The sequence below is a fragment of the Sorangium sp. So ce381 genome, from assembly GCF_051473845.1.
Lineage (GTDB): Bacteria > Myxococcota_A > Polyangia > Polyangiales > Polyangiaceae > Sorangium > Sorangium atrum.
In genome coordinates this window covers 4549854-4564007 of record NZ_CP150336.1, presented here as the reverse complement: position 1 = coordinate 4564007, position 14154 = coordinate 4549854, and the positions used below count along the sequence as shown (strand labels likewise).

Sequence of the window (14154 nt, the reverse complement as noted above, 5' to 3'; positions counted from 1 at the left end):
CGCGGGGCGAGCGCGCGCACACCGCGCAAGCAGTACGCGGGGGCCATCGCACGCTACGCGCCAGACACGGCAGGACCCAGCGCACCACGCGCCGGGAGCGCGCGCACCACACGCCAGGAACGCGAGCATGACGCACGAGGAGAGCGCGCACGACGCATCGCGTCTATTCCACTCCCCCTCCCTCTCAGCCGGCAGCGCTTCCTCATGGAGGTCGCCTGCGGGCGAAGCTCAGCGCGCGCTCTGCAGCGCGAAGCAGCTCGTCCCACGCGGGCACACCGAGGTTGCCGAGGGGCTGGGCGAGCGCCGCGGCCCGCTGCGCGGCGGCTCGAGCGTCGCCGCCGCCCGCCCCCGCGAGGCGCCGCGCGAGCTCCCGATGCGCCGCGACCGCGAGCACGCGGCTCATGTGATCCTCCGCGGTGTCGCCGAGGAGCGCCTCGGCCTGGTGGGTGAGGTTGCGCGCGGCCGCGACAGCGCCGTCACCCTCCGGCTGGAGCGCGGCTCGAAGCACCTCGACCAAGAGCTGCGCGCGGAGGCGTGATCGCCGGTCCAGGCCCAATCGCCCCCAGTCGGCGATCCGAGCACGCGCGTTGTCAAACCACGTGGCGGCGCCTCCAGGATCCCCCGTGACCAGCGCGAGGAGCCCGGACGTCACCGCATGGAAGGCCGCTGCCCGGCAACCGCCTTCTAGATCGAGCTCCGAGCGCAATTGAACCGCTGCATGCCTCGCTCGCCTGAGGATCTTCGAGGCCCGATCCTCGTTTCCCCGAACGATCTCGATGAGCGCCACGGCGATCTCGCGGCGGCCAGCGAGGCTCGCGTGCTCCGCCGGCCAGGCAGTGTCCTCGACAGCGGCTTGCTCGAGCTCCCGGAGCGACGAATCGATGTTGCCGGAGAGGAACTCAATGTCCGCGCAGGTGATGCGAAAGACCGCGCGCCTTCCCTCGAGGTGCTTCTCGTGCAGCTCGGGAGAGGCCAGTGAACGGCCAAACGCCAGCGCGCTGGCGACGCGGCCGCGCTCAACCCGCCGGAGAATGTGCGATAGAAGGTTGGCGAATGGCGCGTAAGGGCGCCATCGATGGGTCCCTCCCTTCGGTTCCATGACGAGCAGCTGGTCGAGCAGCTCCGCGTGCTCGAGGTGACCGAGGCACCACTGCACGAGCGCGTTCGCCTGCCGCACGTCCGGCAACTCGATCGCGCCGGCGCCCCCTCCACCGGACTCGGCGCCGACGAGCGAAAACGCCCGGTTCGCATGGACGACGGCTGCATCGGCGCGATCCTGCGCGGCCACCGCGATGGCGAGGTGCGAGAGCGCGACGGCGGTCAGTTCCGCATCGTGGGCCTCGATGAGAGTCAGAAGGTCGGAGTACAGCGCCTCGGCCTCGCCGAAGCGCCGCTCAGCGAGCAGCGCATTGGCGACGCGCAGCATCCGCCTCGCCCGGAGGGGCGGCGCGACCTCGGCGATGCCGCGCTGCTCCATTGCGTGCAGCTCGCTCAACAGCGCGTCGGCCCCGCTCTGGACGAGAAAATCACTGACCCACGGCTCGACCACCAGATCGCCCCCGAAGAGCGCAAGCGGCGAGACGGCGCGCACGAGCAACAGCACGTCGCCGACGCGCGCGCTCACGCTCCCCGACGCCGTCGCTGATAAGGAGGGAAGCGCCACGCGGGCAACGCCCACGAACGACAGGGACCCTCGCGCGCCGCTCCCCAGGCCGGCCTCGCGCGCGCCCGCGTCCTCCTCGATGACGTACTCCCCGCTCCGGATCGACCACACATCCGGCGCGGCCGTCGCGAACACCTGTACGAGCGCGGTCGGCAGCATCACAACGACCTCACCGCGGGACGAACCGAGGACGTTGCGCTTCTCGTTCCACAGCGCGAAGAAGCGTGCCCACGCCTCCTTGTCCGCGTAGGCCGCGCGCGATGCGTCGACCAGGTGGATCGCGCCACTGAGCTCCTCGGGCGGGTCGAGGAGCGGGAGCAGGACGCGATCCGCGAGCTCGCCGTCGGTGAGCGGCGTGTCTTCGGTCCTCGCGTTGTATGGATCCAGCCTGACGAGGCGGACCTCGGCGCGCCCACCACGCGGGAGCTCCGCGGCGAGCTCAGCGACCAACTGATCCGCAGCGCGAGGGCTCGCGCAGCGCGCCAGGTAGAGGTGGAACCGCCGCGAGAGCGCGAGCGCCCGGATCAGCCGCGAGCGCTCCTCGCCCGCGGCGCCGGTCATGCGCCCTCCTCCGGCGCGGCGTCCTTCACGTCGGGGAAGGGCCCGGCGAGCTCCTGCATCCCGGCCACCGATGGGTGGACGTCGACCCACTCGTCGTCGTTCAGGTAACGCAGGATGACGTTGTTCTGAAGCAGGTGATCGGCGGCCTCGCGCTCCTGCTCATTGTTCGTGATGAGCCGCTTCGTGCGGTTCACCGTGGCGAGCCACGGGATCGCGCCGCTGTCGTAGACGATGCTCCTGTAGGCGTTCCCCGCGCGGTGGAGCTCCCGCTCGAGCGTCTTCGCCTCCACGGGGAACGTCTCGAGCTCGAGCAGCGTCTGGAGCAGCCGCACGATCTCGCGCGGGTAGCCGCCCGACCACAGCGCGATGGCGCGGAGCCGGTCCCGGAGCGCGGATTCGCCGAAGATCTCGCGGAGCGCGTCCTCGTCGATGCGCCTCTTCACGAGCTCCGTGATGACCTCGACGCCCTCGGGGTGGAGCCTGCCCTCGACGTCCCGGACCTTGATCATCGGCAGGAACGACACGGGCGGCTCGACCATGCGCCGCGCGAGCGCCGGCGGGATCGTGTAGAGCACGTGCACCGGGAGCTGGAGGTACGGCGCGCCGGTCGAGAAGATGCGCTCGGCGCTCTCGAGCACCGGCTTCCAGGTGAGGCTCGTGCCCCGGAGCTTCTCCAGCGAGTCGAAGAGGATCACGACGCCGGAGCGCCCGAGCTTGCGCGCGCGCCAGTCGAGTTCCCGGAGCTCATCGTGCACGAAGCGGACGAACGTGGAGAGGTGCCTGGCCACGATCTCGCGGACCCGGTGGCGTACGGTCGGGTTGGTCTTGAGGTTGAGCTCGACCCCGGTCTTCGCCCCCGCCTCCACGCCCGCGGTGAGCTTTCCGATCTCCACGTCGGTCCGCGAGAGCCACGCCCAGAGCCGCCGGTGAGGCCCGTCCGTCAACGCGCTGGCCGCGTCCTCGCCCTCCGCGGCCAGGACGGTACGCTCGGTGTGGAGCAGCACGAGCGCGAGCACGTCCGAGATGTCGATCTCCACGGTCAGGTCGAGGACATCGTCCGCGTCGATCAGGACCGTGAGCAGGTTGCGCCGCTTCGGATCGGAGAGCCTGGCGGCGAGGCGCTGGATCTCGGTGCTCTTTCCCGTGCCGCGGAGGCCCGTGAAGAGCTGGCAGACCGGCGTCCTGGAGAGCTCGATCTGCCGCGCGAGCTTGTTCGTCCAGTGAGCCCCGCGGACGCCGCGGACGTCGATGTCCACGTTGCGCTCATCGCCCGGCGACAGCGGCTCGTCGGGGTTGCAGCGGTTGTAGAGCTCCTGGAGGCGCTCGAACTCCATCGCCGGGAAGGTACCCGACGGCACCATGCTCGTCAGGGAATTCGCGCCGCCCGTCGGCACCGCCCCGCGGGTCACTTCACGAGCCCGCGCTCCCGGCTCGCCTCGTCCAGCCGCACGAAGCTCGCTCCCCTCCGCGCAAGCTCCTCCACGAACGCCCCCAGCGCCTCGATCCGCCTGCCCAGCGGCACCCGGAGCTCCGGCTGGTGCGGCGCGAGCGCCTCGAGGCCGTCGCTCCGGTCGAGGAAGTCCATCCCGTGAAGCTCCAGATTCACGAGCGCCTCCCCGGCGCACGCGCGCGCCAGGAGCCGCGCACCCGGCGCGCCCGCGAGCGCCACGCTCGTCCCGATTACAGGCAGCCGGAGCCCCGGCGTCACCTGGATCGGCAGCTCGACGAAGCGCCGGCCGCCGCGCCGGTACCACGGCCGCCCCGGCCGGTACGGCCGGCGCGGCGCCGCGAGCACGCGCGGGGTGTCCAGGATCGCCGACGACCCCCTCCCCTTCGCCCGCTGCACGCCCATCGCGAGCGCCTTCGCGGCGTAGTACGGCGGGCACGGGAACACCGAGGAGTCGAACGCGACCCCGACGGCGTCGAGCGCGTCGAACAGCGCGTCGCTCACCGTGTACCCCGGCGCGCGGAAGCCCGTCGGACGCCGGCCGACCGCCTCCGCGATGGCCTCGGCGCCCAGCAGCACCTCCCGCGCGATCGCGGCGCGCGGGAGCCGCGAGAGGTCGTAGCGGTGCCCGTACGAGTGGTTCTCGACCGCGTGGCCAGCGTCGCTCAGCGCGCGCAAGGCCGCGGCGCTCTCGGGGCGCGCGAGGTCGCGGCCTATCGCGAACAGCGTGACGGGGATGCCGTGGGAAGCAGCGAAATCAGCGATGCGGGGGAGCGCCGTGTCGTAGACGGCGCTCAGCGCGACCGCCGCCCCGGAGCGATCCGGGACGGCGAGCCCGTGGATGGCGAGATAGTTCGGGACCTCGTCGAGGTCGATCGAGACGGCGGCGAGGCGCCCCCGCATCGGACCGCGTCAGCTCGCGGCCATCTTCGCCACCTCGGCGGCGAAGTCGTCCTCTTTCTTGGCGATGCCCTCGCCGCGCTCGTACCGCACGAAGCGCGTGAGCGTGAGCTCGCCGCCGGCGGCCTTCGACGCCGCCTGGAGGAGCTTCTCGATCGTCTGGCCGGACTCGCCGCGCGACGCGGCCTCCACCGACTCCTGCTCGAGCAGCGCGACCTCCGAGTACCACTTGTTGAACTTGCCCTCGATGATCTTCGGCCACGCCGCCTCCGGCTTCGGCTTCGGATCCTCGCGCAGCTGCCCCTCGAAGATCTCCTTCTGCTTGGCCTTCAGCTCCTCCGTGACCTCCTCGCGGCGGAGGACGAGCGGGCTCATCGCGGCGGCCTGCATCGCCGTCTCGTCGATGAACTTCTGCACCGCAGGGTGCTCCGCCACCGCCTGGCTCGACGCCTCGACCGCGACGAGCACGCCGATCTTGCCGCCGAGGTGCACGTACGCGTGCGTGACGCCGTGCTTGCCCGCCGGGATCGACACGCGATCCCACCGGCGCACAGCGACCTTCTCGCCGATGCGCGCGGTCAGCTCGGTGGCCGTGTCGGCGATCGACTTGCCGCCGATCGAGAGCTGAGCCGCGTCCGCGCCGTCGGGGGCCTTCTCGACCGCCGAGAGCACGTCGCCGACGAACTGCCGGAACGCGTCGTTGCGGGCGGCGAAGTCGGTCTGGATGTTGACCTCGACCATCGTCGCGCTCCGCCGGTCGGCCGCGACCACCGCGCGGACCTCGCCCTCGGTGGCGGACGCGCCGGCCCGCTTGGCGCTCTTCGCGAGACCCTTCTTCAGGATGATCTCGACCGCCTTCTCCATGTCGCCCTCGGCCTCCGTGAGGGCGCTCTTGCAGTCGCTCATCCCCGCCTGGGTACGCTCACGAAGCTCCTTGATCGCCTGCGCATTGATGCCGGCCATGGCTCTTTCTCCTTCAACCTGGAACCTAGATAGGAAGAGGCCGCGCCGAGCGGCCCCCGTTCACCACACGTCCGACTGCTGTTGCACGAACGGCCCGAGCGAGGGCGGGTCGAACCGCAGAGGCACAGAAGGCGCAGAGGCGTGAAATTTTCATTTCTATCCCTGCGCCCTCTCTGCTCTCTCGCGGCGCCACACCGCCCAGGCGTGACGGCGACGTCGTCGTCACCCCACCGCCCGGGCGCTGGGCCGCTCCGTCGCGGCTCGCGCCGCGCTACGACGCCTGCTGCTGGCGCGGGCCGCCACCGCCGCGGCCGCCGCGGCCGCCCTGGTAGACGTTGATCTCGTCGCGCTGGCCGCGACCGCCGCCCGCCCCCTGCTGCGCGCCCTCGCCGTGATCCTTGCGGCGCTGCGCGCCCTCGACGCACGCGTCCGCGACGCGGGCCGTGATCAGCCGGATCGAGCGGATGGCGTCGTCGTTGCCAGGGATCACGAAGTCGACGAGATCCGGGTCGCAGTTCGTGTCCGTGATGGCCACGACCGGGACGTTCAGCTTGCGCGCCTCGCTGATGGCGATCGACTCCTGGTGCGGATCGATCACGAAGATCGCCGCCGGGAGGCCGCCCATCCCCTTGAGGCCGCCCAGGTACTTCTCGAGCCGCTCGCGCTCCTTCTCGAGGCGGACGACCTCCTTCTTGAGCAGCTGCTCGTAGGTGCCGTCCTCCTTCATGCGCTCGAGGGTGCGCAGGCGATCGAGGCCCTGCTTGATCGTCCGGAAGTTCGTCAGGGTGCCGCCGAGCCAGCGGTTCGTGACGAAGTACATGCCCGCCCGGCGGGCCTCCTCCTGCACGATGTCCTGCGCCTGGCGCTTCGTGCCGACGAACAGCACGTGGCCACCGCGGCCGACCGCGTCGGTCAGGAAGTCGTACGCGCGCTTGAAGAGCCGCGTCGTCTGATCGAGATCGATGATGTGGATGCCGTTGCGCGCGCCGTAGATGAACGGCCGCATCTTCGGGTTCCAGCGCTTCGTCTGGTGGCCGAAGTGCACGCCCGCGTCGAGCAGCGAGCGGAGCGGGAGCGGGAAATCCCCCGGCTGGGGGGCAGCGGCCTGCATGGTGTCGACCGCGGGGACGGATGCGGAGAAGCTGGTATCGGTCACGGCAGTGTCCTTTCGGTTGGTCCGCCGCTCCCCCTCCCGCGACCAACCCCAGGCGCGGACAGGAGCGTCCGTGCTGCTGGGGCACCGGGCCGCGGAATGCCGTGGGTGCCAGGAGAGCGTGTGGATTCGGTTCAGCGGCAGCGAAGGTGAGAGGATTCAGCCTCCGCTGTCCCCCTCGTCACGAGACCGCAAGAAGGGGGCGGTTTGCTACCCCGAGGCCCATCGCTTGTCAAGCGACGAAGCCACCGCATCGCACCGCAGTATTTCCGTGTGTTTGCGTGTGTCTCCGCGCCCCCCGCGCTCCCCGCGCTCCCCGCGCTCCCCGCGCCCCCCGCACGGTTGTCCGCTCCGCCGTCCGCGTGGTTGCGCCGATGGATCGCGCGGCGCGGAGCACGGGAACGCCGGGCCACGCCCCTTGGCGCGCCGTGGCCCGGCATCCGCGATGGCGTACACTCGCCTCGTGCGAACCGCATCACGAGGCTTTCTTACCGCACGCTTCGCTTCGGTCTGCGCAGGGCTCGCGATCGTCTCCGCCTGCATCGCGTCGGCGCCCGAGGGCATCCGCCGGCAGACCGACGGCGACGGCGGCGATTTCGGCGTGGACCCGCAGACCACGTCGACGTCATCGTCCACCGGCGCAGGGCTGCCCGGCGGCGATCCGCACGCGCTGCTCGGCGCGGACCCGACGCACGGGCCGTTCAACGGGGGCCAGCGCGTCCTGCTCCACGGCAACGGCTTCAGCTCCCAGGTCCGCGTCTGGTTCGGCGACGTCGAGGTCGATCCGTCCGCGATCGTGCCCGTCGATCCCAGCCGGGTCCAGGTGGCGGCGCCGCCGGGCGCGGCGGGCCCGGTGGAGCTCGCCGTGCAGAACGGCGACGACACGTCGACCCGGCGAGCGCTGCCGGGCGGCTACGTGTACGACGCGCTCTACGCGTCCCCGTCGAGCGGGCCGATCTCCGGCGGGACGACCGTCGAGCTCATCGGGCAAGGCACGCGCTGGGACGAGACGACGGTCGCGAAGATCGATCAGAAGCCGTGCTCGTCGCTCGCCGTCCCGGAGCCGACGCGGCTCGTCTGCACGGTGCCCCAGGGCACGCCGGGCGCGAAGACGATCTCGGTGACGACCGGCGGCGAGACGATCCTCGTGCTGGACGGCTACACCTACGAGGACAGCGCGAACGGCTACAAGGGCGGGCTCAGCGGCGCGCCGCTCGCGGGACGGCTCAAGGTGCTCGTCTATGACAACTTCACGGGTGACCCGATCCCCGGAGCGAGCGTCGTCCTCGGCGCCGACACGACCTCTCGGATCGAGGTCGACGCGTCCGGCGTCGCGGTGATCGAGGACGCGTCGCTCGATTCGCCGCGCACCGTCACCGTGGCCGCGACGTGCCATAGCCCGATCTCGTTCGTCGACGTGCCGGTCGACACGGTGACCGTCTACCTGGATCCGGTGCTCACGCCCGCGTGCGGCGCGTCCGGCGATCCGCCGCCGCCGGTCGGCGGCAAGGTCGGCAGCGCCGGGGCGATCGAGGGCGAGCTCGTGTGGGACACGTCGCTGGACCCCGGGAGCGTCGCGTGGGGCAACATCCCGAGCCCGCGCCGCGAGACCGAGCGAAAGGCGGCCTACGTGTTCACGACGGGCGTCGATCCGCTCGCGACCTTCAAGCTGCCGTCCGAGTTCCAGGCCATCACGCCGGAGACGTCGGGCGAGCTCGGGCACGGGTTCACGATGTACGTCGCGCCCGGCAATCGCACGATCTACGCGCTGGCAGGCCTCGAGGATCGCTCGACGACCCCGCCGCGGTTCACCGCGTACGCGATGGGCGTGGTCCGCGGGATCCCGGTGCTCCCGAACGAGTGGACGAAGGAGGTGTTCCTGCGGATCAATCAGCCGCTCGACCACGCCCTCTCGATGGACGTCAGGGCGCCGGCGAAGGGGCCGAAGGGGCCGGACCGGATCCAGGCGAACGTGTCGCTGATGATCGGCAACGACGGGTTCGCGACGCTCCCGATCGGCGCGCAGAGCCCGCTGATCCCGTTCAACGGGGGGCTGACGTTCGTGGGCGTGCCGCCGCTCGCGCGCGATCTGCTCGGCGCGAGCTACCACTCGTCCGCGCGCGCGGTGACCGGCAAGGCCGGGCTCGCGCCGCTGTCCGTCGTCGGGCGGGTCCTCTCGACCAGCACGAGCGAGCCCGTGCGCATCGGCGACTTCGTGGGGGTGCCGACGCTCGAGGCGCCCGCGCAGAACAGCGCCTGGGATGGGTCCCACCTCGCGACCTCGTTCGGCGCGGGCGCGCCCGTCGACCTCAGCGTCTACGACATCGCGAGCGGAAACGGCCTCATCCGGTGGACCGTGGCCGTGCCGGCAGGGTCGCACGCCGTCGAGGTGCCGGACCTCCGGCAGCTCGAGATCGAGAATGGCGCGCTGCCGCCGGGGCCGCTCACGATCGGGGTGTACGGGGCGAAGATCGACGGCTTCGATTACGGCAAGCTCGTCTACCGGCAGCTCAAGCCGGCAGGGATGTCGGCCTACTCCCTCGACAGCTTCAGCGCGCACCTGTGATGAGCGCCCCTCCCCACCCGACGCGAGCGCGCAGGCCGACGCGCGCCCAGAAGCCAGGACGCCGCGCCCGATCGCGGTATGCCGCCGCCGCCGCCCTCATCGCCGTCGCCGCGGGGCTCGGGCTCGCGCCGAGCTGCTTCGACAGCGGCACGCGGTGGGGCGATCGGCCGGAGGAGCCGCCGCCCTGCACGGCCGGCGAGGTGCGCTGCGGCGCGGAGCTCACGCGCTGCGAGGAGACCGGCGCAGGGCTGGCCTGGGTCACGCTCGACGACTGCGCCGCTCGAGGGCTCGTGTGCGCGTCGCTCGAGCTCGGCTGCCGGCCGTGCGTGCCCGCCGCGCACTCGTGCCGCGAGCAGGACGTCGTGGTCTGCGATGCGGACGGCAGCTTCGGCCGCGTGATCGACACGTGCGACACGGAGGCCGGCGAGGCGTGCCGGAGCGGGAGCTGCCAGCAGCTGTGCACCGTCGCGGAGCTCGAGCGGAGCAACGTGGGGTGCGAGTACTGGGCGGTCGATCTGGACAACGCGCGGATCGACGCGACCGGAAACGCGGCGGCGCAGCAGTTCGCGGTGGTGGTCTCGAACCCGCAGCCGGACGTGCCGAACGAGATCCACATCTTCCAGGACGACGGCGCGCCGGGCGACGCGCCCGCCCCGGTGGAGATCGCGAGCGCGCTCATCGCGCCGCTCTATCTCCAGGTGTTCAAGCTCGGGCCGCGCGAGGTCGATGGCAGCCCGGAGGGCGAGTACAACACGGGCACGCACACGGCGCTCACGCGGCACGCGTACAAGATCACGTCGAAGTTCCCCATCGTCGCCTATCAGTTCAACCCGCTGGAGAACGCCAACGTGTTCTCCAACGACGCCTCGCTGCTGAAGCCGCGCGAGGCGCTGACCTACAGCCCGGGCGCGATGGCGACGGCGTACGTCGTCACCGGGTGGCCGCAGACCATCGCGGTCACGGACGATCCGGACACGAACTTCGATCCGCAGAACCCGATCGATCTTCGGGCGTTCCTGACCATCGTCGGGACGCGCGAAAACACGACCGTGCAGGTGACGACAACGGCGAGGGTCGTCGGGGGCGGGCCCGTCCCGGAGACGCCGGAGGGCGGGTCGATCGAGGTCAAGCTCGGCGCGTTCGACGTGCTCAACCTGGAGAGCGGCGGGTTCAACGCGGACTTCACCGGATCGATCGTGAAGGCCGATCAGCCCATCGCGGTCTTCACCGGAAACGAGGCCTCGGACGCGCCCCACTTCGACGAGCTCGCGGATCGCCGCTGCTGCGCCGACCATCTGGAGGATCAGCTCGATCCGACCCGGACCGCCGGCAAGCGGTTCGCGGTGCCACACACGCCGAGCCGGTCGAAGACCGTGAAGGAGGCCGGCGCGCGGATCGAGGCCGTGCCCGAGCCGGAGTACGTCAGGATCGTGGCGGCGAGCAGCAAGGGCGCCGTGATCGAGACGACCCTGCCGCCGCCGGACGATCGGATCACGCTGTCGTCGCTGGGCGAGTTCCGCGAGGTGACGGCCTGGGGCGACTTCATGATCGAGAGCTCCGAGCCGGTCATCGTGTCGCAGATCATGGCCAGCCAGAACGCGACGGGGGTCAAGCAGGGGCTGCCAGGCGGAGACCCGAGCCTCATCATCCTGCCCCCCATCGAGCAGTTCCGGCCGGACTACGTGTTCCTGACGCCGGACAAGTACGCGTTCGACTTCATCTCGGTCGTCGCGCCGCGGTCGGCCGTCGTGCGGCTCGACGACGTGACGCTCGGGCCGGACGAGTGCGAGATCGCGCCCGCGGACGGGCTCACGGAGGAGCAGCGCGGGGGCCGCGCGCCGTCGTTCGTCGTCTACCGCTGCCAGCTGAGCTTCGCGGCGATCGATCCGGCGCGGCAGGCGCCGGACAACGTGCTGCCCGGGATGCAGCGCGACGGCGTGCACTGGCTCACGGCCTCCGCGCCCGTGGGGCTGCTCGTGACGGGGTTCGACTCGTTCGTGAGCTACGGGTACGCGGGCGGCACCGAGCTCCGCGAGATCGCGCCGCCGGACTGAGTCGCCGCGGTCAGCCGCCGCCGCCGAGCAGCCCCTTCAGGTTGGCCACGAGCCGCAGCGCGTCGAGCGGCGCGAGCCGATCGACGTCCACCGCGCGCAAGGTCTCGATGACGGCCGACTGCTCCGGCGGCACCGCGGCCTGCGCCGGGGCGAACAGGTCGAGCTGCGCGGCGCCGCCGCGCGTGCGGCCGCGGAGGGAGGCGTGCTTGCCGCCCGGCAGCGCGGCGCCCGACTCCAGCGTCGCGAGGATCGCGCGGGCGCGCGCGAGCACGCTCTCGGGGACGCCCGCGAGCCGCGCGACCGCCACGCCGTAGCTGCGGCTCGCGGGGCCCGCCTCGAGCTTGTGGAGGAAGATGACGTCGTCGCCGTGCTCGCGCGCGGCGACCGAGTGGTTCGCGATCCCCGGCGCGCGCGCCGAGAGCTCCGTCAGCTCGTGGTAGTGCGTCGCGAACAGGGCGCGGCAGCCGATCGCGTCGAACAGGTGCTCCGCCACGGCCCACGCGATCGCGAGGCCGTCGTACGTGCTCGTGCCGCGGCCGATCTCGTCGAGGATCACGAGCGATCTCCGCGTCGCGTCGCGGAGGATCTCGGCGGTCTCCCGCATCTCGACCATGAACGTGCTCTCGCCGCGCGCGACGTTGTCGCTCGCGCCCACGCGCGAGAGGATCCGGTCGACGAGGCCGATCTCCGCCTCGCGCGCGGGGACGTAGCTGCCCATCTGCGCGAGGACCACGATCAGCGCCACCTGGCGCATGAGCGTCGACTTGCCCGCCATGTTGGGGCCCGTGATCAGCCAGAGCCGCTCGCCCGAGAGATCGAGGCGGGTGTCGTTCGGCACGAAGTGCCCCGCGGCCGCGTAGCGCTCGACCACCGGGTGGCGGCCGTCGCGGATCGCGAGCGCCTCGCCCGCCGTGACGTGCGGCCGCACGTAGTCGTTGCGGTGGGCGACGTCGGCGAGGGCGGCGGCGACGTCCCACGCGGCGAGCTTGCGCGCCAGCGCGCGGAGGCGGCCCTCGCTCTTCGCGACGAGGGCCCGCAGCCGGTCGAAGAGCGCCGTCTCCCGCTCCAGCGCGCGCGCCCCGGCGTGCTCGATCTTGTCGGCGAGCTCGTCGAGCTCGTCGCTCGTGTAGCGCTCGCCTGTCGCGACGGTCTGCTTGCGGCGGAAGGTCTCCGGGACCTTGGCGATGTGCGCGCGCGTCACCTCGATGTACCAGCCGAAGACGCGCGTGTACTTGACCCGGAGCGAGGGCGCGCCCGTCTGCGCGCGCAGCTTCGCCTCGAGCGCGAGGATGAGCTCCGTCGCGTTCTTCTCAACGCCGCGCGCGTCGTCGAGCTCCTTGTCGTACCCCTCGCGGAAGATGCCGCCCTCGCGCGTGTTCGGGGGCGGCCGCTCGATCAGCGCTGCGGTGAGCTCGGCGCACACGTCGGCGACGACGTCCAGCGACGCCGCCTCGGCGAGGAGCGGCTCGGAGCCCGACGCGGCCGCCGCGCCGTCCTTGCCTCGCGCAGCGACGCCGTCCTTGCCCCGCGCGGCGGCGCCGTCGTCGCCGCGCGACGCTGCCTTGCCGAGGTCGGGGATCGAACGGACCGCGGCGATCGCCGCCGGGGCCGCCGTGAGGCCGTCGCGCAGGAGGCCGAGGTCGCGCGGCGTGGCCTCGCCGAGGAGCGCGCGGACGCTGAGGCGCTCGAGGTCGCCGACGCCGCCGAGCGCTTGCCGCAACTCGCCGCGGGCGCGCGGGTGCGAGACGAAGAGCTCCACCTCGTCGAGGCGCCGGCGGATGCCGGCCAGATCCGCGAGCGGCGAGAGCAGGCGGCGGCGAAGGAGCCGGGCGCCGCCCGGGGTGACCGTGCAGTCGATGACGTCGAGCAGGGTGCCGCGGCGGCCGCCGTCCGCGGCGCGCACGAGCTCCAGGTGCGCCTGGGCCGTCTCGTCGATGCGCAGCGTGCCCGAGGTGTCGTGCGGGGCGATGCGGCGCACCGGGATGCGCGCGCCGGGGCTGCAGCGGCGCGCGAAGCGCAGCGCCCGCGCGGCGGCGCGCACCGCCGGGAGCGGGTGCTCGGCCAGCGCCGCCGCCGAGATCGGCTCGATCGCGGCGTCGTCGAGGATCGCCGCGACCTGCGCGCTGTCGAGCTCCTCGTCGTCGCGCAGCGCCGCGCGGCAGGCGAGCGAGGCCGCGGCCGTGCGGACGTCCGGGAGGTCCCGGGCGATCAGCGCCTCGCGCGGATCCGCCCGGGCGAGCTCCGCGAGCAGCGTCGCGGCGTCCGGGACCGAGGTGGCCGAGAGCTCGCCGGTGGAGAGATCCAGCAGCGAGAGGCCGTACGGGCCCCCGGCTCCAAGGGCGTCGCCGCGGGGCGCGCCGCCGCCGTCGACCGCCGCCAGGTAGTGGTTGGCGCGCGCGTCGAGCTGCTCGGTCTCGGTGACGAGCCCCGGCGTGACGACGCGCACGACCTGCCGCGGCACGAGCCCCTTGATCTTCGACGGATCGCCGCACTGCTCGCAGATCGCCACCTTGTGGCCGAGCGCGAGCAGCCGCGCGATGTACCCGTGCGCCGCGTGGTGCGGGACGCCGGCCATCGGGGATTCGTCGGGCTCGCCCTTGTTGCGGCTCGTGAGCGTCAGGTTCAGCGCGCGCGACACGAGGACCGCGTCGTCGTTGAACATCTCGTAGAAGTCGCCCATCCGGAAGAAGAGGATGGCGTCGGGGTGGAGCGCCTTCGCATCCTCGTACTGGCGCATCACCGGGGTCAGCTTCTTCCTGGCCGCAGGCTGCTCGGACGGCTGCATCGCCGGCGTCTTAGTCTCGACCGCCGGTGAGGTCTACGCGTGATTCGCGCGTTTGTTCCGCT

8 protein-coding genes are annotated in these 14154 nt (G+C 72.2%); 2 read left to right on the top strand and 6 right to left on the bottom strand.

Features of this window, described 5'->3' with window-relative positions; translation table 11 throughout:
* Positions 1 to 202 precede the first annotated feature (202 nt).
* The 5 genes from WMF29_RS17230 to rpsB all read right to left on the bottom strand — a co-directional run bounded on the left by WMF29_RS17230 (position 203) and on the right by rpsB (position 6645).
* A complete protein-coding gene (locus WMF29_RS17230) occupies positions 203 to 2224 on the bottom strand; it encodes a hypothetical protein (protein ID WP_437329873.1) in 2022 nt (673 codons plus the stop codon).
* Positions 2221 to 3585 (bottom strand): hypothetical protein, encoded by a 1365-nt coding sequence (locus tag WMF29_RS17225; protein ID WP_437329872.1) that lies wholly within the window; start codon positions 3583 to 3585, stop codon positions 2221 to 2223. Before WMF29_RS17225 ends, WMF29_RS17230 begins: the two co-directional genes overlap by 4 nt.
* 44 nt (positions 3586 to 3629) lie before the next feature.
* Positions 3630 to 4574, bottom strand: a complete 945-nt coding sequence (locus WMF29_RS17220) for a polysaccharide deacetylase family protein (protein WP_437329871.1) — start codon at positions 4572 to 4574, stop codon at positions 3630 to 3632.
* A gap of 9 nt (positions 4575 to 4583) precedes the next feature.
* A complete protein-coding gene (gene tsf, locus WMF29_RS17215; RefSeq protein ID WP_437329870.1) occupies positions 4584 to 5534 on the bottom strand; it encodes a translation elongation factor Ts in 951 nt (316 codons plus the stop codon).
* 271 nt (positions 5535 to 5805) lie between these two features.
* Entirely contained in the window at positions 5806 to 6645 is an 840-nt protein-coding gene (rpsB, locus tag WMF29_RS17210) for a 30S ribosomal protein S2 (protein WP_437331130.1), read from the bottom strand.
* Positions 6646 to 7150: 505 nt separating this feature from the next.
* On the opposite strand from rpsB, the gene WMF29_RS17205 reads away from it, so the two are divergent.
* Together WMF29_RS17205 and WMF29_RS17200 are read left to right on the top strand one after the other, a co-directional pair.
* A complete protein-coding gene (locus tag WMF29_RS17205; protein ID WP_437329869.1) occupies positions 7151 to 9253 on the top strand; it encodes an IPT/TIG domain-containing protein in 2103 nt (700 codons plus the stop codon).
* The gene (locus WMF29_RS17200) at positions 9253 to 11307 is read left to right on the top strand and encodes an IgGFc-binding protein (RefSeq protein WP_437329868.1); all 2055 of its coding nucleotides are present in this window, start codon (positions 9253 to 9255) and stop codon (positions 11305 to 11307) included. The genes WMF29_RS17205 and WMF29_RS17200 overlap by 1 nt, the downstream gene beginning before the upstream one ends.
* A 10-nt stretch (positions 11308 to 11317) precedes the next feature.
* Here WMF29_RS17200 and mutS read toward each other — a convergent pair whose 3' ends face one another.
* Positions 11318 to 14092, bottom strand: a complete 2775-nt coding sequence (gene mutS, locus WMF29_RS17195; protein WP_437329867.1) for a DNA mismatch repair protein MutS — start codon at positions 14090 to 14092, stop codon at positions 11318 to 11320.
* Positions 14093 to 14154: the final 62 nt, after the last annotated feature.